Annotated in this window: 23 protein-coding genes, 1 tRNA gene and 1 pseudogene; 21 read left to right on the top strand and 4 right to left on the bottom strand. The window is 71.3% G+C overall.

Annotated features, from left to right (window positions below; translation table 11 throughout):
- Nucleotides 1–14 precede the first annotated feature (14 nt).
- The 3 genes from ACZ7DL_RS14290 to ACZ7DL_RS14280 all read left to right on the top strand — a co-directional run bounded on the left by ACZ7DL_RS14290 (nucleotide 15) and on the right by ACZ7DL_RS14280 (nucleotide 3435).
- Nucleotides 15–2753 (top strand): exo-rhamnogalacturonan lyase family protein, encoded by a 2739-nt coding sequence (locus ACZ7DL_RS14290; protein WP_470774301.1) that lies wholly within the window; start codon nucleotides 15–17, stop codon nucleotides 2751–2753.
- A gap of 124 nt (nucleotides 2754–2877) precedes the next feature.
- Nucleotides 2878–3324 (top strand): SRPBCC family protein, encoded by a 447-nt coding sequence (locus ACZ7DL_RS14285; protein ID WP_470774300.1) that lies wholly within the window; start codon nucleotides 2878–2880, stop codon nucleotides 3322–3324.
- A gap of 39 nt (nucleotides 3325–3363) precedes the next feature.
- Nucleotides 3364–3435, top strand: a tRNA-Val gene (locus ACZ7DL_RS14280).
- Nucleotides 3436–3577: 142 nt separating this feature from the next.
- Here ACZ7DL_RS14280 and ACZ7DL_RS14275 read toward each other — a convergent pair.
- Nucleotides 3578–4303, bottom strand: a complete 726-nt coding sequence (locus tag ACZ7DL_RS14275) for an exonuclease domain-containing protein (protein WP_470774299.1) — start codon at nucleotides 4301–4303, stop codon at nucleotides 3578–3580.
- 168 nt (nucleotides 4304–4471) lie between these two features.
- On the opposite strand from ACZ7DL_RS14275, the gene ACZ7DL_RS14270 reads away from it, so the two are divergent.
- The 3 genes from ACZ7DL_RS14270 (at nucleotide 4472) to thrS (ending at nucleotide 8364) form a co-directional block, all read left to right on the top strand.
- Nucleotides 4472–5038 (top strand): DUF4365 domain-containing protein, encoded by a 567-nt coding sequence (locus tag ACZ7DL_RS14270; RefSeq protein WP_470774297.1) that lies wholly within the window; start codon nucleotides 4472–4474, stop codon nucleotides 5036–5038.
- On the top strand, nucleotides 5035–6288 hold the full coding sequence (locus ACZ7DL_RS14265) for a hypothetical protein (protein ID WP_470774296.1): 1254 nt from the start codon (nucleotides 5035–5037) through the stop codon (nucleotides 6286–6288). The genes ACZ7DL_RS14270 and ACZ7DL_RS14265 overlap by 4 nt, the downstream gene beginning before the upstream one ends.
- Before the next feature lie 99 nt (nucleotides 6289–6387).
- A complete protein-coding gene (gene thrS, locus ACZ7DL_RS14260; protein ID WP_470774294.1) occupies nucleotides 6388–8364 on the top strand; it encodes a threonine--tRNA ligase in 1977 nt (658 codons plus the stop codon).
- A 28-nt stretch (nucleotides 8365–8392) separates the two neighbouring features.
- Here the strand turns inward: thrS and ACZ7DL_RS14255 are convergent.
- Nucleotides 8393–9060: pseudogene (locus tag ACZ7DL_RS14255) on the bottom strand (potassium channel family protein).
- A gap of 67 nt (nucleotides 9061–9127) precedes the next feature.
- Here ACZ7DL_RS14255 and ACZ7DL_RS14250 point away from each other — a divergent pair.
- Complete coding sequence (locus ACZ7DL_RS14250; protein WP_470774293.1) at nucleotides 9128–9685, top strand: HIT family protein; 558 nt, start codon at nucleotides 9128–9130, stop codon at nucleotides 9683–9685.
- A 31-nt stretch (nucleotides 9686–9716) separates the two neighbouring features.
- Here the strand turns inward: ACZ7DL_RS14250 and ACZ7DL_RS14245 are convergent, their stop codons facing one another.
- A complete protein-coding gene (locus tag ACZ7DL_RS14245) occupies nucleotides 9717–11363 on the bottom strand; it encodes a hypothetical protein (protein ID WP_470774292.1) in 1647 nt (548 codons plus the stop codon).
- Nucleotides 11364–11564: 201 nt separating this feature from the next.
- On the bottom strand, nucleotides 11565–13766 hold the full coding sequence (locus ACZ7DL_RS14240) for an elongation factor G-like protein EF-G2 (protein WP_470774291.1): 2202 nt from the start codon (nucleotides 13764–13766) through the stop codon (nucleotides 11565–11567).
- A gap of 305 nt (nucleotides 13767–14071) precedes the next feature.
- Here ACZ7DL_RS14240 and pgsA point away from each other — a divergent pair, with 305 nt between their 5' ends.
- From pgsA to ACZ7DL_RS14170, 14 genes are all read left to right on the top strand, one after another.
- Complete coding sequence (gene pgsA, locus ACZ7DL_RS14235) at nucleotides 14072–14749, top strand: phosphatidylinositol phosphate synthase (protein WP_470774290.1); 678 nt, start codon at nucleotides 14072–14074, stop codon at nucleotides 14747–14749.
- The gene (locus tag ACZ7DL_RS14230; RefSeq protein ID WP_470774289.1) at nucleotides 14746–15654 is read left to right on the top strand and encodes a phosphatidylinositol mannoside acyltransferase; all 909 of its coding nucleotides are present in this window, start codon (nucleotides 14746–14748) and stop codon (nucleotides 15652–15654) included. The genes pgsA and ACZ7DL_RS14230 overlap by 4 nt, the downstream gene beginning before the upstream one ends.
- Entirely contained in the window at nucleotides 15651–16814 is a 1164-nt protein-coding gene (locus ACZ7DL_RS14225; RefSeq protein ID WP_470774287.1) for a glycosyltransferase family 4 protein, read from the top strand. The genes ACZ7DL_RS14230 and ACZ7DL_RS14225 overlap by 4 nt, the downstream gene beginning before the upstream one ends.
- 135 nt (nucleotides 16815–16949) lie before the next feature.
- Nucleotides 16950–17492: a hypothetical protein gene (locus tag ACZ7DL_RS14220; RefSeq protein WP_470774286.1), complete on the top strand. Its 543-nt coding sequence runs from the start codon at nucleotides 16950–16952 to the stop codon at nucleotides 17490–17492.
- Between the two features lie 114 nt (nucleotides 17493–17606).
- Nucleotides 17607–18512, top strand: coding sequence for a pyridoxal 5'-phosphate synthase lyase subunit PdxS (pdxS, locus tag ACZ7DL_RS14215; protein WP_201840303.1), 906 nt, complete (start codon nucleotides 17607–17609; stop codon nucleotides 18510–18512).
- A 59-nt stretch (nucleotides 18513–18571) separates the two neighbouring features.
- Nucleotides 18572–19177: a pyridoxal 5'-phosphate synthase glutaminase subunit PdxT gene (pdxT, locus tag ACZ7DL_RS14210; RefSeq protein WP_470774284.1), complete on the top strand. Its 606-nt coding sequence runs from the start codon at nucleotides 18572–18574 to the stop codon at nucleotides 19175–19177.
- 76 nt (nucleotides 19178–19253) lie between these two features.
- Nucleotides 19254–20006: a YebC/PmpR family DNA-binding transcriptional regulator gene (locus ACZ7DL_RS14205; protein ID WP_470774282.1), complete on the top strand. Its 753-nt coding sequence runs from the start codon at nucleotides 19254–19256 to the stop codon at nucleotides 20004–20006.
- 201 nt (nucleotides 20007–20207) lie between these two features.
- Complete coding sequence (ruvC, locus tag ACZ7DL_RS14200; protein WP_470774280.1) at nucleotides 20208–20747, top strand: crossover junction endodeoxyribonuclease RuvC; 540 nt, start codon at nucleotides 20208–20210, stop codon at nucleotides 20745–20747.
- A complete protein-coding gene (gene ruvA, locus ACZ7DL_RS14195) occupies nucleotides 20744–21349 on the top strand; it encodes a Holliday junction branch migration protein RuvA (protein WP_470774278.1) in 606 nt (201 codons plus the stop codon). Before ruvC ends, ruvA begins: the two co-directional genes overlap by 4 nt.
- A 27-nt stretch (nucleotides 21350–21376) precedes the next feature.
- The gene (gene ruvB, locus ACZ7DL_RS14190) at nucleotides 21377–22447 is read left to right on the top strand and encodes a Holliday junction branch migration DNA helicase RuvB (RefSeq protein ID WP_470774277.1); all 1071 of its coding nucleotides are present in this window, start codon (nucleotides 21377–21379) and stop codon (nucleotides 22445–22447) included.
- 178 nt (nucleotides 22448–22625) lie between these two features.
- Nucleotides 22626–23126 carry a preprotein translocase subunit YajC gene (gene yajC / locus ACZ7DL_RS14185; protein ID WP_470774276.1) on the top strand — a complete coding sequence of 167 codons (501 nt, stop codon included), beginning with the start codon at nucleotides 22626–22628 and terminating at the stop codon, nucleotides 23124–23126.
- 142 nt (nucleotides 23127–23268) lie between these two features.
- Nucleotides 23269–25065, top strand: a complete 1797-nt coding sequence (gene secD, locus ACZ7DL_RS14180) for a protein translocase subunit SecD (protein ID WP_470774274.1) — start codon at nucleotides 23269–23271, stop codon at nucleotides 25063–25065.
- A gap of 3 nt (nucleotides 25066–25068) precedes the next feature.
- Nucleotides 25069–26178, top strand: coding sequence for a protein translocase subunit SecF (gene secF / locus ACZ7DL_RS14175; protein WP_470774272.1), 1110 nt, complete (start codon nucleotides 25069–25071; stop codon nucleotides 26176–26178).
- Nucleotides 26175–26714: an adenine phosphoribosyltransferase gene (locus ACZ7DL_RS14170; protein WP_470774270.1), complete on the top strand. Its 540-nt coding sequence runs from the start codon at nucleotides 26175–26177 to the stop codon at nucleotides 26712–26714. The genes secF and ACZ7DL_RS14170 overlap by 4 nt, the downstream gene beginning before the upstream one ends.

Below are 26714 nucleotides of genomic sequence, written 5' to 3'. Positions count from 1 at the left end.
CGGAAGGAAAGGCCATGTCCCCGATCCCCCGCAGGTCCCTTCTCAAGGCCGCCGCCGTCGCCGGAGCCGCCGCCCAGTTCAGCTGGGCCCTGGGGGCCGAGGACGCCGAGGCCGCGCCCAGCGCCGCCGCCGACGGCGCCGACCCGGTCACCCTGGACTGGCTGGAGGACGGCGGCCTCGGCGCCGCTCCCGGCGCCACCGTCGGCGTGCCCTGGCCGATGGGCGCCCACCAGGAGGACCGGACCTTCGCCGTCACGGACTCCGACGGCAAGGACGTCCCCGTACAGACCTGGCCGCTCGCCTACTGGCCCGACGGCTCCCTGAAGTGGACGGCTCATGCGGTGAGTTCGGGTCACGGCAAGCTCACGCTCGCCGTGGGCACTCCCGCGGAGCCCGCGAAGAAGGTGACCGTCGACGCAAGCGGCGGCACCATCGACGTCTCCACCGGCGTCATCACGGCGAAGATCGGCAAGAACGGCTCCACGATCATCAAGTCCGTCACCCGCGGGACCACGGAGATCGCCAGGAACGGCAGGCTCGTCCTCGTCCGGCAGCCCGAGATCGAGGACGAGGACCAGGGCGCGGTCAAGACCGAGCGCTTCGACGGCGCCGTCTCCGATGTCACCGTCGAACAGGACGGACCGGTCCGGGCCGTCGTCCGCATCGACGGCAAGCACCGCAAGGGAAGCCGCAGCTGGCTGCCGTTCTCCCTCCGCCTCTACTTCTACGCCGGCTCCGACTCCTTCCGCATGGTGCACACCATCACCTATGACGGCACCCAGGAACCCGGCAAGGCGAGCGGGGACTTCATCCGCGGCTTCGGCGTCCGCTTCACCGTGCCGATGCGCGACGCGGCCTACGACCGCCACATCCGCATCGGCGGCGAGGGCACCGGCCTGCTGCGCGAGGCCGTCCAGGGCATCACCGGCCTGCGCCGCGACCCGGGCGCGGCCGTGCAGACGGCCCAGTACGAGGGCAGGAAGCTGCCCGACCCCGCCACCTGGGACCAGCGGGTCACCACCCGTCTCCAGTACATCCCGCACTGGGGCGACTACACCCTCGCCCAGCTCTCCGCCGACGGCTTCACCGTCCGCAAGCGCACCAAGAAGGGCTACGGCTGGATCGGCGCCGGCGGCGGCAGGCGGGCCTCCGGCTTCGGCTACGTCGGTGGCGCGAGCGGCGGACTCTCCTTCGGCCTCAGGGACTTCTGGGAGAAGTTCCCCGCCCAGCTCGACATCCGCGACGCCCATACCGACGAGGCCACCGTCACCCTCTGGCTCTGGTCGCCCGAGGCCCAGCCCATGGACCTGCGCTTCTACCACGACGGCATGGGCCAGGACACGCACGCCGAACAGCTCGAAGGTCTCAACATCACCTACGAGGACTACGAGCCGGAGTTCGGCACCCCCTACGGCATCGCCCGCACCTCCGAACTCCTCTTCTGGGCCAACGAGTCCACCCCGGCCGCCGAGACCCTCGCCCGGCAGGCCGAAGCCGTACGGGTGCTGCCCCAGCTCGCCGCGCCGCCCAGGCAGCTCATCAAGGCCAAGGTCTTCGGCCCCGGCCTGTACTCCGAGCCGGACCGCTCCACCCCGGCCAAGGCGAAGATCGAGGACCACCTCGACTTCCTCTTCACCTACTACCGGGACCAGGTGGAGATGCGCCGCTGGTACGGCTTCTGGGACTACGGCGACATCATGCACACCTACGACTCGGCCCGGCACGTGTGGCGGTACGACGTCGGCGGCTACGCCTGGGACAACTCCGAGCTGTCACCCGACCTGTGGCTCTGGTACGCGTATCTCAGAAGCGGCCGCTCCGACATCTTCCGTTTCGCCGAGGCGATGACCCGGCACACCGGCGAGGTCGACGTCTACCACCTCGGGAAGTGGGCGGGCCTTGGCACCCGGCACGGCGTGCAGCACTTCGCCGACAGCGCCAAGCAGCAGCGCATCGCCAACACGACGTACCGGCGCTTCTACTACTTCCTCACCGCGGACGAACGCGTCGGCGACCTCATGCACGCCAACGTCGACTCCGACGAGACCTTCCTCGTCCTGGACCCGCAGCGCAAGGTCCGCACCGACCCCTACACCCCCGACCCGCACGCCCTGTCCATCGGTTTCGGCACCGACTGGAGCGGCCTGGTGTCGGCCTGGCTGACGGAGTGGGAGCGCAAGGGCCCGAAGTGGGAGAAGGCCAAGGCGCGGGTCCTGTCGACCATGGAGACCATCGCCGCCCAGCCCAACGGTTTCGTGCAGGGCAGCGGCCTGTACGACATCGACACCGGCAGGTTCGCCGTCGCCGACAAGCCCGTGGTGTCCGTCTCCCACCTCTCGGCGGTCTTCGGCCTGGGCGAGCTGTGCGCCGAGCTGATCCACCTCGTCGACATGCCGAAGTTCAAGGACGCCTACCTCGACTACTGCCGCTACTTCAACGCCACCAAGGCCGAACAGGCGGCCCGCTACGGCTCCGGCTTCGGCACGCTGCTGCTCTTCCAGGGCCACTCGCGCCTGGACGCCTACGCCGCCGTACAGACCGGGGACGCGGCCCTCGCCAAGCGCGCCTGGGCCAAGTTCTACGGCTCCGACGGCTACACCGAGTCCGCGCCGTGGAAGACCGAGAAGCTGACCGGCCCGGCCACCCTGGTCCAGGGCAGCGAGGCGGCCTGGGTGTCCTCCAACGACACCGCCCTCTACGGCCTCGCCGCCATCGAGAACCTGGCCCTGCTCGGGGACAAGATGCCGGCCTAGCGGGATCGGGGGAGCGCCGTCGCACGGGCGGCGGCGCTCGCGGCCCCAGTGTGACGTCGGCCACGATCTGGCGCATGAGTACGCGTACTCAGATTTATGCACCGGTTCGCGCCACACTCGTCCCATGGACCGGAACCACTACCGCTTCCGCAGCCTGTGGTCCCTGCCCGCTCCGCCGGCCGCCGTGTACGCGGCGCTGGAGCGGGCCGAGGAGTATCCCCGCTGGTGGCCGCAGGTGCGGGCGGCGACCCGCCTGGAGGACGGCACCGGCGTGATCACCATCCGGTCCGTGCTGCCGTACCGCCTCACGTCCACCATGCGGGAGGTCCGCCGGGACCCCGCCGCCGGCGTCCTCCAGGTCACCCTGTCCGGGGACATCGACGGCTGGGCCCGCTGGACGGTCACCGCGAGCGGCCCCGGCACGCTCGCCCGGTACGACCAGGAGGTCCACGTACGCAAACCCCTGCTCAGGCGGCTCGCCGTGGTGGGACGGCCCCTCTTCCGCCTCAATCACCGCCTGATGATGCGGGCCGGGCGGCGCGGACTGCTGCGCCACCTGAAGGCGGTTTGAAGGAACCCTGCCGGGGCCTGTATTGTTCAGTGCGTTCCCGGGCGATTAGCTCAGTGGGAGAGCGCTTCGTTCACACCGAAGAGGTCACTGGTTCGAACCCAGTATCGCCCACGCTCGCGAGAGCGACGTGTGTCCGCAGAAAACGCGGACCACGTCGCTCTTTTCGTGTTGCGCGCGGCCACGCCGCGCGCAGTGGGGGCTCCGCCACCCACACCCCCGTCCTCGGTGTCGCCGCGGCCCGGAGCCGCGAGGCTCACGCCGCTGCCGGCAGCTCCGGCCTGAGCGGCCACTCCGTGCTGACGGTCTCCTCCGAGCCGCTGCGCGCGAACCACGCCTGAAGCCCCCGCGCCTGGGCCGCGTGCCAGTTCGCCTGGAGCGTGTGCAGCTCGGCGGGGGAGAGGCGCTCCAGCCGGGTCGCGAACCGGCGGCCCAGGGCCCGTACGACGTCCAGCGCGGCCAGCGCGTCCGCCGCCGCGTCGTGCGCGCCCTCGAGTGTCACGCCGTAGTGCGCGCACAGGTCGGTCAGGGTGCGGCGGCCCTTGCGGTACCGGTCCAGATGCTTGTCCAGCACCCGCGGGTCCAGCACCCGCAGCGGGGTCGCCTCGAACCAGCGGTCCAGCGACGAGGCGCGGTGCCGGCGCAACTCCCGGTCCAGCAGCGTCAGATCGAACGGCGCGTTCATCACCACCAGCGGGCGGCCCAGCGCCGCGTGCTCGGCCAGCTGCTCGGCTATCTCGTACATCACCGGCGCCGGCCAACGGCCGTTGTGCTGGAGGTGTTCCTCCGTCAGTCCGTGCACCGCCGTCGCCGCCTCCGGCACCGGCACGCCCGGGTTCACCAGCCAGCGGGTGACCCGGGGCCGGGTCCCCGGCGCGTCCTGGACGACGACGGCGGCCGACACGATCCGGTCGGTCTCGACGTCCACGCCCGTCGTCTCCGTGTCGAAGGCGGCCAGCGGCCCTTCGTACCAGGTCGTCATCCCAACCCAACTCCTCGTCCGCCCATGGCAGGTGACGTTCCGTCTTCTGCCCGTTTGGTGATACCCGGGCCGTTTGCGCCGTACGCCGGGAGGAGACAACAGGAGTACGGGTCTTTGCAGTTCAGCGGCCCGCAACGGGGAAACTCCTGGTTGGGAGGGCTGTTGGTCATGGCCATGGCGCAGCCCGAGCGGGGCGGGCTGCTGCCCGAGCGTCCGGGCACCTTTCGCGGCACACTCGCCACCACCGCCTGCATGGAGACATTGCAGGTCGGCTATCTGCACGCGGTCGCCGCCGCGGCCGGCTGCTCGCTGTCCCAGCCCTTTCCGGACAACGGCATCGACTGGCACGTCAGCCACAGCGCGCCCGGACACACCGTCGACGACGAGGTCACCATCAAGGTGCAGTTGAAGGCCACCTACCAGGTGGCGCCGAACCCTCCGGGCCGCTTCTTCTCCTTCACCCTCGACAACGACCACCTGCGCAAGCTCGCCCGCTCCCCGGTCTCGGTGCACAAGATCCTGGTCGTCATGCTGGTGCCGCGCTCCCAGGACGACTGGCTGCGCGCCAGCCACGACCGGCTCGACCTCAGGCACTGCTGCTACTGGGTCAACCTCGCCGGCCACCCCGTCACCGGCCGGCACCGGACCACCGTGCGGATCCCGACCTCACGCATCTTCGACGACCGGGCGCTCTGCGAGATCATGACCCGGGTCGGGACGGGAGGCAGGCCATGAGGAACCGTCACCCCGAGGAGCCGGTACGGCTGGTCCGGCCCCACCCCGACGACCTCCCCTGGCACCGGCCCCCGCAGCCCGCCGAGGTCGACCCCGCCGTGCTCGGCGCCCTGCTGCACCGGCACGGCTGGCAGCGGCGCGGCGGAGCCGCGGGCCGGTACGGCCGCTGGACCCCGCCCGGCCCGGGCGGCGGCGGGACCAGCCTGCTCGTCCCCGAGAGCCGCTCCTTCCCCGACAGCGAGGACCTGCTCGGCGAAGCCCTCGACGCCCTCACCCGCAGCGACACCCCCGCCGCCCGCGAGGTGCTGATCTCCCTCGCCGTACCCAGCGACGAGATCCGCTGGTGGCGCGACACCCCCGGTGGCCCCGCCGGTGCCGCCCCCTGGTCCGCAGACGACCGCCTGCGCGGCGCCGCCCGGCAGTTGCTGCTCGCCGCCGCTCTCGCCACCCGCGCGCGTGCCGGCTACCACGGCGCCCGCCACCGCCGGGCCGCGGCCGCCCTCCTGGCGGACGTCCTCGTCGGCCCCGCCGCCGAGGGCCGCACCCTCACCGCCTTCGCGCCCGTACCAACCGGCCGCACCCTCGCCGTCCGCCTCCACCATGCCCTCCACGCCGCCCGCGAGGCCATCGACTACCAGCGGGCCACCGGCGGCATGGACGCCTTCGACGGCGCGGTCGAGGCCGGCGTCAGCCGCGAACTGACCGAGGCCCTCAGCACGCTCGTCCGGGGCAGCGAGGGCGCCCGCGTCGCCGTCGCCTGGGCCCCCGGCGCCGGCGTCCCCGAAGGCTGCGCCCCCTCCGCCGAACCCGTCGAATTCTCGCCCGGCGACCTGCCCGCACTCCGCGAGGCCGCCGCCCGCTATCTGCGCGCCGAACCCTCCGTGCCGGTCCGCGTCACCGGCTCCGTCGTCCGCATGCGCCGCTCCGGCCCCGGCGGCGAGGGCACCGTACGCCTGCGCGTCCTCGCCGGTGCCGAGGTCCCGCACCTGCGCGTCACCCTGGGCGAGGAGGACTACCGCATCGCCGGCCACGCCCACCTCGTCGGCCTCCCCGTCCGCGTGCACGGCCGACTGGAGCGCCGGGGCGGCTTCCGCCGGCTCACCGGCGCCTTCGGAGTCGTCCCCGTGCAGGTCGACGATGCCGAACGGGACCGGCTGATGAAGTCCCTCCACGAGACCGACGGGGAAGAGGCCTTCTTCGAGGAGGCGTGCGGAGACGGGGAGCCGGGACCGTACGGGGACGGGGACTGAGCGTGACCGTTTAGCGGTCGGTGCCGTGGGGTCGGTACGATCGCCTGAGCGCGCGCTCCTGGTATGGCGCCGCACCCCACCTTCAGTCAGGAGAGACCGGTGTCAGACGTCCGTGTGATCATCCAACGCGATTCCGAGCGGGAAGAACGCGTGGTGACGACGGGCACTACGGCCGCCGACCTCTTCGCGGGCGAGCGCTCGATCATCGCCGCGCGCGTGGGCGGCGAGCTGAAGGACCTCGCGTACGAGCTGTCCGACGGTGACGAGGTCGAGGGCGTCGAGATCTCGTCCGAGGACGGCCTGAACATCCTGCGCCACTCCACCGCGCACGTCATGGCGCAGGCCGTGCAGGAGCTGTTCCCCGAGGCCAAGCTGGGCATCGGCCCGCCCGTCAAGGACGGCTTCTACTACGACTTCGACGTGGAGAAGCCGTTCACGCCCGAGGATCTCAAGGCCGTCGAGAAGAAGATGCAGGAGATCCAGAAGCGCGGGCAGCGCTTCTCCCGCCGCGTCGTCAGCGACGAGGCCGCCCGCGAGGAGCTGGCGGACGAGCCGTACAAGCTGGAGCTGATCGGCCTCAAGGGCTCGGCGTCGCACGACGACGGCGCGGACGTCGAGGTCGGCGCCGGCGAGCTGACGATCTACGACAACCTGGACGCCAAGACCGGCGAGCTGTGCTGGAAGGACCTCTGCCGCGGTCCGCACCTGCCCACCACCCGCCTCATCCCGGCGTTCAAGCTGATGCGCAACGCGGCCGCCTACTGGCGCGGCAGCGAGAAGAACCCGATGCTCCAGCGCATCTACGGCACCGCCTGGCCGTCCAAGGACGAGCTGAAGGCGCACCTCGACTTCCTCGCCGAGGCCGAGAAGCGCGACCACCGCAAGCTCGGCACCGAGCTGGACCTCTTCTCCATCCCCGAGCAGATCGGCTCCGGCCTCGCCGTCTTCCACCCCAAGGGCGGCATCATCCGCCGGGTCATGGAGGACTACTCGCGGCGCCGCCACGAGGAAGAGGGCTACGAGTTCGTCTACACCCCGCACGCGACGAAGGGGAAGCTCTTCGAGACGTCCGGCCACCTGGACTGGTACGCCGAGGGCATGTACCCGCCCATGCAGCTCGACGAGGGCGTGGACTACTACCTCAAGCCCATGAACTGCCCGATGCACAACCTGATCTTCGACGCGCGCGGCCGCTCCTACCGCGAACTGCCGCTGCGTTTCTTCGAGTTCGGGACCGTGTACCGGTACGAGAAGTCGGGCGTCGTGCACGGCCTGACCCGCGCCCGCGGCTTCACCCAGGACGACGCGCACATCTACTGCACCCGTGAGCAGATGTCCGAGGAGCTGGACAAGACGCTCACCTTCGTCCTCGGCCTGCTGCGCGACTACGGCCTGACCGACTTCTACCTGGAGCTGTCCACCAAGGACCCGGAGAAGTTCGTCGGCTCCGACGAGGTCTGGGAGGAGGCGACCGAGACCCTGCGCCAGGTCGCCGAGAAGCAGGGCCTGCCCCTCGTGCCCGACCCGGGCGGCGCCGCCTTCTACGGCCCGAAGATCTCCGTCCAGGCCAAGGACGCGATCGGCCGGACCTGGCAGATGTCGACCATCCAACTCGACTTCAACCTGCCCGAGCGCTTCAACCTGGAGTACACCGGCCCGGACGGCTCCAAGCAGCGCCCGGTCATGATCCACCGCGCGCTGTTCGGCTCCATCGAGCGGTTCTTCGCCGTCCTCCTGGAGCACTACGCGGGCGCCTTCCCGGCGTGGCTGGCCCCCGTCCAGGCGCTCGGTATCCCGATCGGCGACGCGCACGTGGAGTACCTGGAGAAGTTCGCCGCCGCGGCCCGCAAGAAGGGCCTGCGCGTCGAGGTGGACTCTTCCTCGGACCGCATGCAGAAGAAGATCCGCAACGCCCAGAAGCAGAAGGTGCCCTTCATGGTCATCGCGGGCGACGAGGACATGTCGAACGGCTCGGTGTCCTTCCGCTACCGCGACGGCTCGCAGGAGAACGGCATTCCGTTCGACGAGGCCATCGCCAAGATCGCGAAGGTCGTGGAGGAGCGGACCCAGGTCTGAGCCGGCCGAGTGTCGTAGGCCCCCGGGATCACGGTCCCGGGGGCCTACGCACGCCCTCCCCGTCCCCCTCCCCGGTGAACCGCTGGAGCAGCAGCGACGAGAACGACCCCGTCACCGCGCCGAGCAGGGCGAGACCGCAGGCCATCAGACCCACGGCGACGGTCCGCCCCCACGGCGTCACCGGCGCCACATCGCCGTATCCGACCGTCGCCAGGGTCGAGCAGGTCCACCACACCGAGTCGCCGAACGTCCGGATCGTGGCGTGCGGGGCCGCGTGCTCCTGCTGGTACACCACGAGCGCGCCGGCGAAGCCCAGCAGCACCGCCGAGAGACCCGCGTACACGATCACGCGCGCGTGGAGGGGCAGCCGGGGACGACCGTGCCGGCGCTGCACGGCCTCGTACGTCCGCACGATCCGCACCGGCCGCATCAGCGGCGGCAGCACGACCACCGTGTCCAGCCAGTGCCGCGGCACGAACCGCAGCCCCGTACCGCTGAGCCGCCAGCGCACCAGGTAGTCGACCACGAACAGCACCCAGGCGAGCAGCTGTGCCGACCGAAGCGTGATGCGGACCGGCCGGGCAGACCGGGTACCAGGACCCGCACCGCGTAGGAAGCGAGGTAGAGCAGGGAGGCGAGACCCAGCGGGAGGGCCACCCCGCTCTCCCAGCGTGCCGTACGGCTGTCGTCGTCCACCGGCCAAGCTTGGCCGGAGACCGCCTTCCCGCAGCCCCGGCGACACGCCGGTATCGGGCGAAGCCATATGCTGCCTAGCATGACGAGTGAGCCGGAGCAGCAGATCGGAGTGGGGACGCAGGACGCGTTCCAGCGCCTGTGGACGCCCCACCGGATGGCCTACATCCAGGGCGAGAACAAGCCGACCGGTCCGGGGGCCGACGACGGCTGCCCCTTCTGCTCCATCCCGGCCAAGTCCGACGAGGACGGGCTGATCGTCCGGCGCGGTGAGCAGGTGTACGCGGTCCTCAACCTCTACCCGTACAACGGCGGCCATTTGATGACCGTGCCCTACCGGCACGTGGCCGACTACACGGATCTGACCGGGCCGGAGACCGCGGAGCTGGCGGAGCTGACCAAGCAGGCGATGACGGCCCTGCGCGCGGCGTCCGGGGCGCACGGCTTCAACATCGGCATGAACCAGGGCGGGGTCGCGGGCGCCGGCATCGCCGCCCATCTGCACCAGCACATCGTCCCCCGCTGGGGCGGCGACACGAACTTCATGCCGGTGGTCGGCCATACCAAGGTGCTGCCGCAGCTGCTGGCCGATACCCGGAAGATGCTCGCGGAGGCGTGGCCGGCGTAGATCCCGCGGTGCCCTCGGCCGAGGGCACCGCTCACGCGTCGTACACGTCGGCCTTCCGCGGCGTCGGGTCCTGGACGTTGCCGCTGAGGAACGCCGAGCGGGCGCCGAACTTCTCCGTGTCCACCCCGTTCTCCTGCAGCACCCTGATCGCGGCCGAGTGCACCACGCGCAGCACCGGAGTGGCCGCGCGCAGCGCGTCGTCGGCCATGAACCGGTGCCGCCACGGCTGGTCGGCCCAGGCGTGCCGCAGGCCGAACGGCTCGGGCAGCCCGAGCGAGCCGCCGAGCCACTTGAGCGCCGGCGGGTACCAGGTCAGCGGGGCGCGCACGGCGAGCCGTACGACCTCGTCGGTGCTGACCAGCGGCAGCTTGATCGTGCGGTTCTCCCACGGCTTGAAGGACTTGGCGACCTCCTTGGTCGGCGCCGCCGGCTTCGTGGTGAACAGCGGGTTCACCGGTCCCAGCGCGTGCCCGGTGACCTCGATGCGCAGGGTCTCGTGCAGCACGGTCACAGTGATCAGCATGGTGATGACCAGCTGGCCGTCCCACAGCGTCCACTGCACGCCCAGGTAGTGCCGGTCGCCGCTGCCGAACTGCTGCTTGTTGCAGATGTCCTGTATGGCGTGCGGCTTGACCTGGAAGGCTTCGACGTCGGTGCCCTCGGGCCGGGTCACGGCGGTGGCCTTCTCGCCGATCGGGGTGACGATCCAGTGCCGTATCGACGGCTTGGGGAAGCCGCCGGTGTGGAGCGGGCCGCGCTCCAGCAGGGCCAGCTGGTCGTGGATCGCGCGTATGACGTCCCAGCTGCGGAAGGGGTGGATCTCCCGGCCGGCGTCGGCGGGCACCAGGTCCTCGGCGAGCTGCCAGGCGCCCCAGCGGGTGCCCATGCCGAGTATGCCCTTGGGACCAGCGTAGAAGACGGAGTTGGACTGCTGTTCGGCGCTGAGCCGGGCCAGGGACAGCCGCAGGTCCTCGGCGGCGGTCTGACCGGGGCCCCGCGGCACGGCCTCGGGGACCTTGGCGCCGACGCTGGTGCCGGAGAGCAGGCCGTCCCAGCGGGCCCGCAGGTCCTTCGCGGTGCGCTCGCAGATCTGCTTCGCCCAGAACCAGCCGAGCACGGGGACGACGACGGCCGCCCGGCCGTACAACGCCCAGAAGCCGGTGAACGGCATTTTGATCAGGAACAGTGCGGCGAGCAGGCCGACGCCCAGCAGGAGCGCGGTGGCCAGCGTCCCGGCCCGCTTGTCGTCGCGCTTGGCGACGAAGGTGCGCAGCTGGAAGACGAGCAGCCAGACCAGCATGCCGGGCAGGAAGAGCAGGCCGCAGACGACGGTGATGGCGGTCAGGCGGTTGTCACGCTCCCGGCGGATGTTGTTCGCCGCCAGGCAGTGCTCCACGACGAACTGGGGCTCGGTGCCGAAGGACTGGATCAGCGCGGCGCGGCCGGGGGCGAGCATCCGGTCGACCACGGCCCGGGAGAACGCCTCCCCGAGATTGGGCCGGAACAGCTTGAGCCTGCCGGCCTTGACGGTCGACTGGTGCCACTCGTTGTCGGCCTTCTTGATCTCCTCGATCGGGCTGTCCCGGTACGCGGCGGACGCCAGCGCGGAGGTCGCAGCCTGCCCCTCGTCGCCCGAGACGGGCACCTGCGGCCCGTCCCACTCCGTTCCAAACGACATTCCCGCCCCCATCGCCGCCGGTGCCGTTCCTGCGGCCTTCCCGACTTCCCTGCCCCGCACACCTGTTGGACCGCTCGCCGTGCCGATTCCGGACGACTGCGGCACGACGTGATCAGGTGATCAGCGTATCCGCCGGCACCGACAGCCCGCGGGCGGACGGCCGAAGCCGCCCGCCCGCGCGCCGGGCCGGTACCCGTCGTACTACCCCTCGTCCCCGGCCTGTTCACGGATCCGTTCGGCGATCTGCGGCGGCATCGGCTCGTGCCGGGCGTAGCTCCGGTCGAAGCGGGCCGTGCCGTGCGAGAGCGAGCGCAGGTCGACGGCGTACCGGCCGATCTCGAACTCGGGCACCTCGGCACGGATCAACGTCCGTCCCGTACCCACCTGTTCGGTGCCGAGCAGCCGGCCGCGGCGCCCGGACAGGTCGCTCATCACGGCGCCCACGTAGTCGTCGCCGACCAGCACGGTCACCTCGGCGACCGGCTCCAGCAGATGGATCCGCGCGTCCGCCGCGGCCTCGCGCAGCGCGAGCGCGCCCGCCGTCTGGAAGGCGGCGTCGGAGGAGTCCACCGAGTGCGCCTTGCCGTCCACCAGCGTGACCCGCACGTCCACCAGGGGATAGCCGGCGGCGACCCCCTTGGCGGCCTGCGCCCGTACCCCCTTCTCGACGGACGGGATGAACTGGCGGGGCACCGCGCCGCCGACCACCTTGTCCACGAACTCGATGCCCGAGCCGCCCGGCAGCGGCTCCACCTCGATCTCGCAGATGGCGTACTGGCCGTGACCGCCGGACTGCTTGACGTGCCGGCCGCGCCCGCCGGCCTTGGTCGCGAACGTCTCCCGCAGGGAGACCTTGTGCGGGACCACGTCGACCTGGACGCCGTAGCGGCTGCGCAGCCGCTCCAGGGCGACGTCCGCGTGGGCCTCGCCCAGACACCACAGGACCACCTGGTGGGTGTCCTGGTTCTGCTCCAGGCGCATCGTCGGGTCCTCGGCCACCAGCCGGGCCAGCCCCTGCGACAGCTTGTCCTCGTCGGCCTTGCTGTGCGCGTGGATGGCGAGGGGCAGCAGCGGGTCGGGCATCTGCCAGGGCTCCATCAGGAGCGGATCGTCCTTGGCGGAGAGGGTGTCGCCGGTCTCGGCGCGGCTCAGCTTGGCCACGCACACCAGGTCGCCGGCGACGGCGTGGGTCGCCGGGCGCTGCTGCTTGCCGAACGGCATGGACAGGGCACCGATCTTCTCGTCGACGTCGTGGTCCTCGTGCCCGCGGTCGGCGAGGCCGTGCCCGGAGACATGCACCGTCTGGTCCGGGCGCAGGGTGCCGGAGAAGACGCGGACCAGCGAGATCCGGCCGACGTAGGGGTCGGAGGAGGTCTTGACGACCTCGGCGACCAGCGGGCCGGCGGTGTCGCACGGCTTCAGCTCCCGGGGCTTGCCGTCGATGGTGGTCACCCCGGGCAGCGGGTGCTCGAACGGGGTCGGGAACCCACCGGTGATCAGCTCCAGCAGCTCGACCGTGCCGAGCCCCTGTTTGGCGCCCTCGGCGGCGGGGGCGGCGGCCAGCACCGGGAAGAACGCCCCGCGCGCCACGGCCCGCTCCAGGTCCTCGACGAGCGTCTTGAGATCGACCTGCTCGCCGCCCAGATAGCGGTCCATGAGGGTCTCGTCCTCGCTCTCCGAGATGATCCCCTCGATGAGCCGGTTGCGGGCCTCCTCGATGTCCGGCAGCTGGTCCTCGCCGGGCTCGGACTCCTTGCGCTCCCCGGTCGAGTAGTCGAAGAGCTTCTGCGTCAGCAGCCCGATCAGCCCGGTCACGGGCGCGTGCCCGTCGGGGCCCTCGGGCCCGCGCAGCGGCAGGTACAGCGGCAGGACGGCGTCGGGGTCGTCCCCGCCGAAGGCCTCCGCGCAGATCCGGGTCATCTCCTCGAAGTCGGCGCGCGCGGACTCCAGGTGCGTGATCACGATCGCCCGGGGCATGCCGACGGCCGCGCACTCCTCCCACACCATCCGGGTCGAGCCGTCCACGCCGTCCGAGGCCGAGACGACGAACAGGGCCGCGTCGGCCGCGCGCAGACCGGCCCGCAGCTCCCCGACGAAGTCGGCGTAGCCGGGCGTGTCCAGCAGGTTGATCTTGATGCCGTCCCATTCGACCGGCGCCAGGGACAGCTGTACGGAGCGCTGCTGCCGGTGCTCGATGTCGTCGTAGTCCGAGACGGTGCTGCCGTCCTCCTTGCGGCCCGCCCGGTTCACCGCCCCCGCGGTCAGCGCGAGGGCCTCCACCAGAGTCGTCTTTCCCGAGCCGGAGTGGCCGACCAGCACCACGTTCCGTACGGACGCGGGGTGGTCGGCCGACAGAGCCCTGCCGGCGGCTCCGGGGTGGTGTGTCTGTGCCTTGTCGCCCATGATCCTGCCTCCCGTGCACGGTGAGGTCACTGTGGGCGCGGACACGCGGGATCCGCGTGCACTGGCGGCTCCGGCGACGCCCGCGGTTATTCGAGCTTTCCACTCCCGTCACGTGGCGTCCATACGAAGGACCACGAAGGGTACGGACCGGTACCGATCGCTCCCCTCACGCTCCGTGCGCGGCGGCGTGCACCGGCTTCGCGCCACGAGCTGCGGGTGCCCGCCCGTCACGCACACGCGCGCGTGGCTACGATGGGCCAGCCGGCGGTCACCAGGGGCCGCGGCACACAACCGTCGGGAAGGCCATGCTGAACAAGTACGCGCGTGCATTCTTCACGCGTGTCCTCACGCCGTTCGCCGCGTTTCTCATCCGCCGGGGCGTGAGCCCCGACACGGTCACGCTCATCGGCACGGCCGGTGTGGTCGCGGGCGCGCTGGTCTTCTACCCCCGGGGTGAATTCTTCTGGGGCACGATCGTGATCACCTTGTTCGTCTTCTCCGACCTGGTCGACGGCAACATGGCCCGCCAGATGGGCCGCTCCAGCCGCTGGGGCGCATTCCTGGACTCCACCCTGGACCGGGTCGCCGACGGCGCGATCTTCGGCGGCTTCGCGCTCTGGTACGCGGGCCAGGGGCACAACGACGCCCTGTGCGCGGTGTCGATCTTCTGCCTGGCCAGCGGCCAGGTGGTGTCGTACACCAAGGCGCGCGGCGAGTCGATCGGGCTGCCGGTCGCCGTCAACGGGCTCGTCGAGCGCGCCGAGCGGCTGGTGATCTCGCTGGTCGCGGCAGGTTTCGCGGGTCTGCACAAGTTCGGCGTACCGGGTATCCAGTGGCTGCTGCCGATCGCGCTGTGGATCGTCGCCGTGGGCAGCCTCGTCACGCTGATCCAGCGGGTCGTCACCGTCCGCCGCGAGTCCGCGGAGGCCGAGGCGGCAGCAGGCCGGGAGGATGCGGCCCAGGGGAGCGAGGCGGCGAAGTGAGCGCCGCGGAACGGCTGAGCGACACGCTGTACGGCCTCGGCTGGAGCACCGTGAAGAAGCTCCCCGAACCCGTCGCGGTCCGCCTCGGCCGCGCCATCGCCGACCTCGCCTGGAAGCAGCGAGGCAAGGGCGTCCAGCGGCTGGAGGCGAACTACGCGCGCGTGGTGCCCGACGCCGGCCCCGAGCGCCTCGCCGAGCTCTCCCGCGCGGGCATGCGCTCGTACCTGCGCTACTGGATGGAATCCTTCCGGCTCCCGGCCTGGAGCGCCGAGCGGGTGCGGGCGGGCTTCGAAGCCAAGGACCTCCACTTCCTCACCGACGGCCTCGCCTCCGGCCGGGGCGTGATCCTCGCCCTGCCGCACCTGGCCAACTGGGACCTGGCCGGAGCGTGGGTCACCACCAAGCTGGAGACGCCGTTCACGACGGTCGCCGAGCGCCTGAAGCCCGAGACGCTCTACGACCGCTTCGTCGCCTACCGGGAGGGCCTCGGCATGGAGGTCCTGCCGCACAGCGGCGGCTCCGCGTTCGGCACCCTGGCCCGCAGGCTGCGCGACGGCGGCCTGGTCTGCCTGGTCGCCGACCGTGACCTGTCCGCCTCCGGCGTCCAGGTCGACTTCTTCGGCGAGACGGCCCGCATGCCGGCCGGACCGGCCCTGCTCGCCCAGCAGACCGGCGCCCTGCTGCTGCCCGTCACCCTCTGGTACGACGACTCGCCCGTCATGAAGGGCCGCGTCCACCCCCCGATCGAGGTACCGGAGTCAGGCACCCGGGCCGAGAAGACGTCTGTCATGACACAGGCGCTGGCCGACGCCTTCGCCACCGGCATCGCCGATCATCCGGAGGACTGGCACATGCTCCAGCGGCTGTGGCTCGCCGACCTCGACCCCGCGAAGGGACCCTCGTGAGAATCGGGATCGTCTGCCCGTACTCCTGGGACGTGCCCGGTGGCGTCCAGTTCCACATCCGCGACCTCGCCGAGTACTTCATCCGGCTCGGCCACGAGGTGTCCGTCCTCGCCCCCGCCGACGACGACACGCCCCTGCCGCCGTACGTCGTCTCGGCCGGCCGTGCGGTCCCGGTGCCGTACAACGGCTCGGTGGCCCGGCTGAACTTCGGGTTCCTGTCCGCCGCGCGGGTGCGCCGCTGGCTGCACGACGGCGCCTTCGACGTGGTGCACATCCACGAGCCGACCTCGCCCTCGCTGGGCCTGCTGACCTGCTGGGCGGCACAGGGCCCCATCGTCGCCACCTTCCACACGTCCAACCCGCGTTCGCGCGCGATGATCGCCGCGTACGCGATCCTGCAGGCCGCCCTGGAGAAGATCAGCGCGCGGATCGCGGTCAGCGAGTACGCCCGCCGCACGCTGGTCGAGCACCTGGGCGGGGACGCGGTCGTGATCCCCAACGGCGTCGACGTGGACTTCTTCGCCACGGCCGAGCCCAAGGCGGAGTGGCAGGGCGAGACGATCGGCTTCATCGGCCGTATCGACGAGCCCCGCAAGGGCCTGCCCGTCCTCATGAAGGCCCTGCCGAAGATCCTGGCGGCCCGCCCGCAGACCCGTCTGCTGGTGGCGGGCCGGGGCGACGAGGAAGCGGCCGTGGCGGACCTGCCGAAGGAGCTGCGCGCCCGCGTGGAGTTCCTCGGCATGATCAGCGACGAGGACAAGGCGCGCTTCCTGCGCAGCGTCGACCTGTACGTCGCCCCCAACACCGGCGGCGAGAGCTTCGGCATCATCCTGGTCGAGGCGATGTCGGCGGGCGCGCCCGTCCTCGCCTCCGACCTGGACGCCTTCGTGCAGGTCCTCGACCAGGGCGAGGCCGGCGAGGTGTTCGCCAACGAGGACGCCGACGCGCTCGCCGAGGCGGCCGTACGGCTGCTGGCGGACCCGGCCCGCCGGACGGAGCTGCGCGAGCGCGGCAGCGCGCATGTACGGCGGTTCGACTGGTCGACGGTCGGCGCGGACATCCTGTCCGTCTACGAGACGGTCACCGCCGGCGCGGCGGCGGTCGGCGCGGACGAGCGCAGCACGGGGCTGCGGGCGCGGTTCGGGCTGGCCCGGGACTGACGTCGGGGAGCGTGCGGGTCGGCCCGGGGCTGACGCGGGGAGCGTGCGGGTCGGCCCGGGGCTGACGCGGGGAGCGTGCGGGTCGGCCCGGGGCTGACGCGGGGAGCGTGCGGGACCAGCCGATAGCCTTCGGCCGTGACCGCAACCCTCATCTGGATCCTCGTCGCACTCCTCGCCATCGGCGTGTACCTGAGCTGGACGGCCGGGCGGCTGGACCGGCTGCACGTGCGGATGGACGCCGCCCGGGCCGCGCTCGACGCCCAGCTGCTGCGGCGGGCCTCCGTGACCCAGGAACTGGCGACCTCGGGCGTGCTGGACCCGGCCGCCTCGATCGTGCTGTACGAGGCCGCGCACGCGGCCCGGCAGGCCGAGGAGGAGCACCGGGAGGTCGCCGAGAGCGAGCTGAGCCAGGCGCTGCGGGCGGTCTTCGAGGACCCGGCGCAGGTGGAGGCCGTCCGGGAGGCCCCCGGCGGCGAGGAGGCGACGCGTGAGCTGGCCGAGGCCGTCCGCCGGGTGCCGATGGCCCGCCGCTTCCACAACGACACCGTGGGCGCCGCCCGCAGGCTCCGCGAGCACCGCAAGGTCCGCTGGTTCCGGCTGGCCGGCCACGCCCCCTTCCCGCTGGCCTTCGAGATGGACGACGAGCCGCCCGCGGCCCTGGTGGAGCGGGTCGGCTGAACCCCACGTGGACCAAAAGGATCCACCGGCTTGCCATTGGCCCTTGCTGTGGCCTGGTCCACTCGCGTTTCCTCGTCGAAGCAGAAACCCTCTTTCACTTCAGTGAGGTCACCCGTGTCCACCATTGAGAACCAGGCTCCCGAGACCGGCACCGCCCGCGTGAAGCGCGGCATGGCCGAGCAGCTCAAGGGCGGCGTGATCATGGACGTCGTCACGCCGGAGCAGGCGAAGATCGCCGAGGACGCGGGCGCCGTCGCCGTCATGGCCCTGGAGCGGGTCCCGGCCGACATCCGCAAGGACGGCGGCGTGGCCCGCATGTCCGACCCGGACATGATCGAGGGCATCATCGACGCCGTCTCGATCCCGGTCATGGCCAAGTCCCGCATCGGCCACTTCGTCGAGGCCCAGGTGCTCCAGTCCCTCGGCGTCGACTACATCGACGAGTCCGAGGTGCTCACCCCGGCCGACGAGGTCAACCACTCCGACAAGTGGTCCTTCACCACCCCCTTCGTCTGTGGTGCGACCAACCTGGGCGAGGCCCTGCGCCGCATCGCCGAGGGCGCCGCGATGATCCGCTCCAAGGGCGAGGCCGGCACCGGCAACGTGGTCGAGGCCGTCCGTCACCTGCGCCAGATCAAGAACGAGATCGCCAAGCTGCGTGGCTTCGACAACCACGAGCTGTACGCCGCCGCCAAGGAGCTGCGCGCCCCGTACGAGCTGGTCAAGGAGGTCGCCGAGCTGGGCAAGCTCCCGGTGGTCCTCTTCTCCGCCGGTGGCGTGGCCACCCCGGCCGACGCCGCCCTGATGCGTCAGCTCGGCGCCGAGGGCGTCTTCGTCGGCTCCGGCATCTTCAAGTCCGGCGACCCGGCCAAGCGCGCCGCCGCGATCGTGAAGGCCACCACCTTCTACGACGACCCGAAGATCATCGCGGACGCGTCCCGCAACCTCGGCGAGGCCATGGTCGGCATCAACTGCGACACCCTCCCCGAGACCGAGCGCTACGCGAACCGCGGCTGGTAATCACCGGCTACGGACACCCGGTACCGCCACCCGAGTACGGAAAACCAGGTACTGACTTCATGAACACTCCTGTCATAGGCGTCCTGGCCCTCCAGGGCGACGTACGGGAGCACCTCATCGCCCTGGCCGCGGCCGACGCCGTGGCCAGGCCGGTGCGGCGCCCCGAGGAACTCGCCGAGGTCGACGGCCTCGTCCTGCCCGGCGGCGAGTCCACCACCATCTCCAAGCTGGCCGTCCTGTTCGGTCTGATGGAGCCCCTCCGCGCGCGCGTGCGGGACGGCATGCCCGTCTACGGCACCTGCGCCGGCATGATCATGCTCGCCGACAAGATCCTCGACCCGCGCTCGGGCCAGGAGACCATCGGCGGCATCGACATGATCGTGCGCCGCAACGCCTTCGGGCGGCAGAACGAGTCGTTCGAGGCCGCGCTCGACGTGCAGGGCATCCCGGGCGATCCCGTGGAGGGCGTCTTCATCCGCGCTCCCTGGGTGGAGTCCGTGGGCGCCGGAGCCGAGGTGCTCGCCGAGCACGACGGCCACATCGTCGCCGTCCGCCAGGGCAACGCGCTCGCCACCTCCTTCCACCCCGAACTGACCGGCGACCACCGCGTGCACGCGCTGTTCGTCGACATGGTGCGCGCGAACCGGGCACCGGAGTCCTTGTAGGATCTCTGGGGGTCCCCCCAGCCGTTCAGGCCTGGGGGAGTTCGTACAGGATGGGTTACGCGAAGGAGACAGGCAGATGTCCGGCCACTCTAAATGGGCCACGACGAAGCACAAGAAGGCCGTGATCGACGCCAAGCGCGGCAAGCTCTTCGCGAAGCTGATCAAGAACATCGAGGTCGCGGCCCGGATGGGTGGTGCCGACCCGGACGGCAACCCGACGCTGTACGACGCCATCCAGAAGGCGAAGAAGTCGTCGGTCCCGAACAAGAACATCGACTCGGCGGTCAAGCGCGGCGCGGGCCTGGAGGCCGGCGGCGCCGACTACGAGACGATCATGTACGAGGGCTACGGCCCGAACGGCGTCGCGGTGCTCATCGAGTGTCTCACCGACAACCGCAACCGCGCCGCCTCCGAGGTCCGCGTCGCCATGACCCGCAACGGCGGCAACATGGCCGACCCGGGCTCGGTGTCGTACCTGTTCAACCGCAAGGGCGTCGTGATCGTCCCCAAGGGCGAGCTGACCGAGGACGACGTGCTCGGTGCCGTCCTGGACGCCGGCGCCGAAGAGGTCAACGACCTCGGCGAGAACTTCGAGGTGCTCAGCGAGCCGACCGACCTCGTCGCCGTCCGCACCGCCCTCCAGGACGCCGGCATCGACTACGAGTCCGCCGAGGCCAACTTCGTCCCGACCATGCAGGTCGAGCTGGACGAGGAGGGCGCCAAGAAGATCTTCAAGCTCATCGACGCGCTCGAGGACAGCGACGACGTGCAGAACGTCTTCGCCAACTTCGACGTGAGCGACGAGATCATGGAGAAGGTCGACGCCTGACGCTCCGCGGGCAAGCGGAATGACGGCGGGCCGGTGGGACACGTCCCACCGGCCCGCCGTCGTTGTCAGTGGCAGCCGTTAGCCTGGCGTCGGCCGTGGATCAATGCCCACGGACCGCACCGTCGATCGAGGAACCACGGCGGTGATCAGCCAGGTCCGCGAGAGCGGCGGCGGTTCAGCCGCCATGGAGGGGAGGGGCGCGTGCGCGTACTGGGGGTGGACCCAGGGCTGACCCGGTGCGGTATCGGCGTCGTCGAGGGAGTCGCGGGCCGGCCGCTCACCATGGTCGGCGTCGGCGTCGTCCGCACCCCGGTGGACGCCGAGCTGAGCCACCGGCTGCTCGCCGTGGAACAGGGCATCGAGCAGTGGCTGGACGAGCACCGGCCCGAGTTCGTCGCCGTCGAACGCGTCTTCAGCCAGCACAACGTGCGCACGGTCATGGGCACCGCCCAGGCCAGCGCCGTCGCCATGCTGTGCGCCGCCCGGCGCGGCATCCCCGTCGCCCTGCACACCCCCAGCGAGGTCAAGGCCGCCATCACCGGCAGCGGCCGCGCCGACAAGGCGCAGGTCGGAGCGATGGTGACCCGGCTGCTCCGGCTCGCCGCGCCGCCCAAGCCCGCCGACGCGGCCGACGCCCTCGCGCTCGCCATCTGCCACATCTGGCGCGCCCCCGCCCAGAACCGGCTCCAGCAGGCAGTCGCCCGGCACACAGCCCACGCAACGAAAGGCCGTACGGCATGATCGCCTTCGTCAGCGGCACGGTCGCCGCGCTCGCCCCCGACGCAGCGGTCGTCGAGGTCGGCGGCGTCGGCATGGCCGTCCAGTGCACGCCGAACACCCTGTCGGCGCTGCGCATCGGCCAGCCGGCCAAGCTGCACACCTCCCTCGTGGTCCGCGAGGACTCGCTCACCCTGTACGGCTTCGCCGACGACGACGAACGCCAGGTCTTCGAGCTGCTCCAGACCGCGAGCGGCGTCGGCCCGCGCCTGGCGCAGGCGATGCTCGCCGTGCACACCCCGGACGCGCTGCGCCGGGCGGTCGCCACCGGCGACGAGAAGGCCCTCACCGCCGTGCCCGGCATCGGCAAGAAGGGCGCCCAGAAACTCCTGCTGGAGCTGAAGGACCGGCTCGGCGAGCCCGTCGGCGCCCCGGCCGTCGGCGCGCCCGTCAGCCAGGGCTGGCGCGACCAGCTGCACGCGGCCCTCATCGGCCTCGGCTACGCCACCCGGGAGGCCGACGAGGCCGTGACCGCCGTGGCGCCGCAGGCCGAGGCCGTCGACGGCACCCCCCAGGTGGGGCAGCTGCTGAAGGCCGCCCTCCAGACCCTGAACCGCGCCCGCTGACCTGCGCCACCCCGCTAGGAGAACCTCGTGAACTGGGACGACACGACCGACACCCCCGCTCCCGAGCGGCTCGTCGGTGCGTCCGCCGACGGGGAGGACCAGGCCGTCGAGGCCGCCCTGCGCCCCAAGGACCTCGGTGAGTTCATCGGCCAGGAGAAGGTCCGCGAACAGCTCGACCTCGTCCTGCGCGCCGCCCGCGCGCGTGGCGCCACCGCCGACCATGTGCTGCTCTCCGGCGCGCCCGGCCTCGGCAAGACCACCTTGTCGATGATCATCGCGGCCGAGATGGGCGCCCCGATCCGCATCACCTCGGGCCCGGCCATCCAGCACGCCGGCGACCTCGCCGCGATCCTCTCCTCGCTCCAGGAGGGCGAGGTGCTCTTCCTGGACGAGATCCACCGCATGTCCCGGCCCGCCGAGGAGATGCTGTACATGGCGATGGAGGACTTCCGCGTCGACGTCATCGTCGGCAAGGGCCCCGGCGCCACCGCGATCCCGCTGGAGCTGCCGCCGTTCACCCTGGTCGGCGCCACCACTCGCGCGGGCCTGCTGCCCCCGCCGCTGCGCGACCGCTTCGGCTTCACCGCGCACATGGAGTTCTACGAACCGCACGAGCTGGAGCGCGTCGTCCACCGCTCGGCGCACCTGCTGGACGTCGAGATCGAGCCGGACGGCGCCGCCGAGATCGCCGGCCGCTCCCGCGGCACGCCCCGTATCGCCAACCGCCTGCTGCGCCGCGTCCGGGACTACGCGCAGGTCAAGGCCGACGGGCTGATCACCCGCGAGATCGCCGCCGCCGCCCTCGCCGTCTACGAGGTCGACACGCGCGGCCTCGACCGGCTCGACCGCGCGGTCCTGCAAGCGCTGCTGAAGCTGTTCGGCGGCGGACCGGTCGGCCTGTCCACCCTCGCCGTCGCGGTGGGGGAGGAGCGGGAGACCGTGGAGGAGGTCGCCGAACCCTTCCTGGTCCGGGAGGGCCTGCTCGCCCGCACCCCGCGCGGCCGGGTCGCAACCCCCGCGGCATGGGCCCATCTCGGCCTCACCCCGCCGCGCTCGGCAGCCGGGGGAAACGGACAACAGGACCTGTTCGGGGCGTGATGGCCGCCGCTCGGTGAGGGCGATGGCCAGGGCAGGAACCCAGGTGCCATGCTGAGCGTTGTTCCATGCGAGCGGACTCGCTTAGACTCCGCCGATGCCGCCCTTGCGGGTGGCGCCGACCACACCCCCATCACAAAGGCCGCTCTCCGTCGCGGTCGCGCGAAGGAAACCCCGTCCCGTGAATGCCTATACCCTTCTCCCCTTCATCGTGCTCATCGCGGCCATGTTCCTGATGACGCGCTCGGCCAAGAAGAAGCAGCAGCAGGCTGCCCAGATGCGGAACGAGATGCAGCCCGGCTCCGGTGTCCGCACGATCGGGGGGATGTACGCGACGGTCAAGGAGGTCAATGAGGACACGGTCCTCCTCGACGCCGGACCGGGCGTCGACCTCCTCTTCGCCAAGAACGCCATCGGCGCCGTCCTCACGGACGACGAGTACAACCGCATCGTCCACGGCATCGAGCACGACCTGAAGTCCGACGCCGACGTCGTCCCGGACGACGCCTCCTCCCTCACCGGGACCGACGAGACCGACGGATCCGCCGCTGCCGCCGCCTCCGACGACAAGATCGACCTCGGCAAGAAGGACGCCGCCGGGGACGCCGACGCGGCCGGTGCCGCCGAGGCCAAGGCGGAGGACGAGCCGAAGAAGACCGACGGCGACTCCGACGCGAAGTAGTCACGCCCCGGGAGACGCGGCGGCGGCATGATGGCGCCCCGCGCATCCCGGGCGCGTCTGTTTCCCGCACGGGAGCCCGACACCATGTCATGGCCGACCGCGCCGACCGGGCGCGGGGCGGCCCGAGAGGGAGTACGAGAAGGTGGCAGCACCTAAGAGGGGCCGAAGCGCGAGCGCCCAGAGCAAGCCAGGGCGCTCGCTGGCCCTCATCCTGATCGCCATCGTGGCGCTCACCGGAGGGATGTTCCTCTCCGGGCACACCACCCCGCGTCTCGGCATCGACCTCGCCGGAGGCACGAGCATCACGCTCAAGGCGAAGGCCGACCAGGGGTCCGCGATCAACAAGGCCAACATGGACACCGCGGTCGACATCATGAACCGCCGTGTCAACGGACTGGGCGTCTCCGAGGCGGAGGTGCAGACCCAGGGGAACGACAACATCATCGTCAACATCCCCAAGGGCACCAACTCCAAGGAGGCCCAGGCACAGGTCGGCACCACCGCCAAGCTGTACTTCCGGCCGGTCCTGGCCAGCGAGCCCAGCGGCCCGGCCGGGAAGAGCCCCTCGCCGAGCGCCTCCTCCAGCGGCAGCTCCTCGCCGAAGCCGAGCACGAGCCCGTCCTCGAGCGCCTCCTCCGAGGAGGAAGCGTCCTCGTCCGGCACCGCGTCCCCCACGGCCACGGCGACCTCCCAGGGCCGCGCCGTCACCGACGCGCTGAAGAAGGCCGGCTCCACCCCCTCGCCGAGCAGCTCCGCCTCCGGCAGCGGCACGCCGTCGGCCACCCCGTCGGCGTCGTCGGGCAGCGGCTCGACCACGGACTCCAAGAAGCTCCAGGCCCAGTACGCGGCCCTGGACTGCACCAAGCCCACCGACCGCGCCAAGGCCGGCAAGGACGCCAAGCCCGGCCAGCCCACCGTGGCGTGCGGCGAGATCGACGGCGCCTGGTTCAAGTACCTGCTCGGCCCGGCCGCCGTGGACGGCACCGAGGTGAAGAAGGCGCAGGCCGTCTTCGACACCCAGGGAGCTTCCGGCTGGCAGGTGCAGATGACCTTCACCGGCGGCGGTGCCAAGAAGTTCGCCGACATCACCGGCGAGCTGGCCAAGAACCAGCGGCCGCAGAACGAGTTCGGCATCGTCCTCGACGGCGAGGTCGTCTCCAGCCCGTTCGTGCAGCAGGCCATCACCGGCGGCCAGGCGGAGATCTCCGGCAGCTTCAAGCAGGAGGAGGCGCAGAACCTCGCCAACATGCTGTCGTACGGCGCCCTGCCGCTGTCCTTCCAGGAGCAGTCCGTCACCACCGTCACCGCCGCGCTCGGCGGTGAGCAGCTGCGCGCCGGTCTGCTCGCCGGCGCCATCGGTCTCGCGCTGGTCGTGATCTACCTGGTGGTCTACTACCGAGGCCTGTCGGTCGTCGCCATGGCCTCGCTGCTGGTCTCCGCGATCCTCACCTACCTGATCATGACGCTGCTCGGCCCGGCCATCAATTTCGCGCTGAACCTGCCGGCCGTCTGCGGCGCCATCGTCGCCATCGGCATCACCGCGGACTCGTTCATCGTGTACTTCGAACGCATCCGGGACGAGATCCGCGAGGGCCGCTCGCTGCGCCCCGCCGTCGAGCGGGCCTGGCCGCGCGCCCGGCGCACCATCCTCGTCTCCGACTTCGTGTCGTTCCTCGCCGCCGCCGTGCTGTTCATCGTCACCGTCGGCAAGGTGCAGGGCTTCGCCTTCACGCTGGGCCTGACCACCCTGCTCGACGTGGTCGTCGTCTTCCTCTTCACCAAGCCGCTGATGACGCTCCTCGCCCGCCGGAAGTTCTTCGCGAACGGCCACAAGTGGTCCGGCCTCGACCCGAAGAGCCTGGGTGCCAAGCCGCCGCTGCGCCGCACCCGCCGTCCCGCCGGCCCCGTCGCCGGCCCTGTCGACCCGAAGGAGGCGTGAGCGATGTCGAAACTCGGTAACCTCGGCGCTCGACTGCACCGCGGCGAGATCTCTTACGACTTCGTCGGCAAGCGCAAGATCTGGTACGGCATCTCGATTCTGATCACCATCACGGCCATCGTCGGCCTGGCGGTGCGCGGCCTGAACATGGGCATCGAGTTCCAGGGCGGCGCCGTCTTCACGACGCCCACGAAGATGAGCACGTCGGTGGCCAAGGCGGAGGAGTACGCCGAGGACGCCTCCGCCCATCAGGCGATCGTGCAGAAGCTCGGCAACGGCAGCCTGCGCATCCAGATCGCCGGCATCGACACCGACCAGTCCGACCGCATCAAGCAGGAGCTGGCCGAGGACCTGAACCTCGACCCGGAGAAGCTCGCCGCCGACCTGGTCGGCCCGAGCTGGGGCGAGCAGATCGCCAACAAGGCCTGGGAGGGCCTGGCGATCTTCATGGTCCTCGTGGTGATCTACCTGGCGATCGCCTTCGAGTGGCGCATGGCCATCGCGGCGCTCGTCGCGCTGATCCACGACATCACCATCACGACCGGTATCTACGCCCTGGTCGGCTTCGAGGTCACGCCCGGCACGGTCATCGGTCTGCTGACCATCCTCGGTTACTCGCTCTACGACACGGTCGTCGTCTTCGACAGCCTCAAGGAGCAGACGAAGGACATCACCAAGCAGACCCGCTTCACCTACGGCGACATCGCCAACCGGTCGATCAACGGCACGCTGGTCCGCTCCATCAACACGACGGTCGTCGCCCTGCTGCCGGTCGCCGGTCTGCTCTTCATCGGCGGCGGCTTCCTCGGCGCGGGCACGCTCAACGACATCTCCCTGTCGCTGTTCGTCGGCCTGGCGGCCGGTGCCTACTCCTCGATCTTCATCGCCACGCCGCTCGTCGCCGACCTCAAGGAGCGCGAGCCGGCGATGAAGGCCCTCACCAAGCGGGTACTGGCCAAACGCGCCCAGGCCACGGCGGACGAGGACCCCACGGAGGCCCGCGCCACCGCCGGTGACGACTCCGACGACGCCGCCCCCGCCGTCGTGGGCCCGCGCAACCAGCCCGCCTCCCGCGGCCGGGGCCGCGGCCGGACCTCGGGGAAGCGCCGATGACCGGCATCCAGGAGCTGCTGCTCAGCCGCATCCGCGACGTCGCCGACTACCCGGAGCCGGGCGTGATGTTCAAGGACATCACCCCGCTCCTGGCCGACCCGGCGGCCTTCACCGCCCTCACAGACGCGCTGGCCGACATCGCCACGGACACCGGCGCCACCAAGATCGTCGGGCTGGAGGCCCGGGGCTTCATCCTCGGCGCCCCGGTCGCCGTCCGCGCGGGCCTGGGCTTCATCCCGGTCCGCAAGGCCGGCAAGCTGCCCGGGGCCACCCTGCGCCAGGCCTACGACCTGGAGTACGGCTCGGCGGAGATCGAGGTGCACGCGGAGGACCTGGCCGCCGGCGACCGCGTCCTCATCGTGGACGACGTCCTGGCCACAGGCGGTACCGCCGAGGCCGCGATCCAGCTCATCCAGCGCGCGGGCGCCGAGGTCTGCGGCCTCGCGGTCCTGATGGAGCTGGGCTTCCTGAGCGGCCGGGCCCGCCTGGAGCAGGCCCTCGGCGGGGCTCCGCTTGAGGCCCTCCTCCAGGTCTGA

This window comes from Streptomyces sp. NPDC036984 (assembly GCF_055607665.1).
This window is presented reverse-complemented; position numbering and strand designations above follow the sequence as displayed.

What these genes read in the sequence shown, in the direction of transcription:
- ACZ7DL_RS14290 (WP_470774301.1), top strand. Translation starts at nt 15, where the DNA reads ATGTCCCCGATCCCCCGCAGGTCCCTTCTCAAGGCCGCCGCCGTCGCC.
- ACZ7DL_RS14285 (WP_470774300.1), top strand. Translation starts at nt 2,878, where the DNA reads ATGGACCGGAACCACTACCGCTTCCGCAGCCTGTGGTCCCTGCCCGCT.
- ACZ7DL_RS14275 (WP_470774299.1), bottom strand. Translation starts at nt 4,303, where the DNA reads ATGACGACCTGGTACGAAGGGCCGCTGGCCGCCTTCGACACGGAGACG.
- ACZ7DL_RS14270 (WP_470774297.1), top strand. Translation starts at nt 4,472, where the DNA reads ATGGCCATGGCGCAGCCCGAGCGGGGCGGGCTGCTGCCCGAGCGTCCG.
- ACZ7DL_RS14265 (WP_470774296.1), top strand. Translation starts at nt 5,035, where the DNA reads ATGAGGAACCGTCACCCCGAGGAGCCGGTACGGCTGGTCCGGCCCCAC.
- ACZ7DL_RS14250 (WP_470774293.1), top strand. Translation starts at nt 9,128, where the DNA reads ATGCTGCCTAGCATGACGAGTGAGCCGGAGCAGCAGATCGGAGTGGGG.
- ACZ7DL_RS14245 (WP_470774292.1), bottom strand. Translation starts at nt 11,363, where the DNA reads ATGTCGTTTGGAACGGAGTGGGACGGGCCGCAGGTGCCCGTCTCGGGC.
- ACZ7DL_RS14240 (WP_470774291.1), bottom strand. Translation starts at nt 13,766, where the DNA reads ATGGGCGACAAGGCACAGACACACCACCCCGGAGCCGCCGGCAGGGCT.
- pgsA (WP_470774290.1), top strand. Translation starts at nt 14,072, where the DNA reads ATGCTGAACAAGTACGCGCGTGCATTCTTCACGCGTGTCCTCACGCCG.
- pdxT (WP_470774284.1), top strand. Translation starts at nt 18,572, where the DNA reads ATGAACACTCCTGTCATAGGCGTCCTGGCCCTCCAGGGCGACGTACGG.
- ACZ7DL_RS14205 (WP_470774282.1), top strand. Translation starts at nt 19,254, where the DNA reads ATGTCCGGCCACTCTAAATGGGCCACGACGAAGCACAAGAAGGCCGTG.
- ruvA (WP_470774278.1), top strand. Translation starts at nt 20,744, where the DNA reads ATGATCGCCTTCGTCAGCGGCACGGTCGCCGCGCTCGCCCCCGACGCA.
- secF (WP_470774272.1), top strand. Translation starts at nt 25,069, where the DNA reads ATGTCGAAACTCGGTAACCTCGGCGCTCGACTGCACCGCGGCGAGATC.
- ACZ7DL_RS14170 (WP_470774270.1), top strand. Translation starts at nt 26,175, where the DNA reads ATGACCGGCATCCAGGAGCTGCTGCTCAGCCGCATCCGCGACGTCGCC.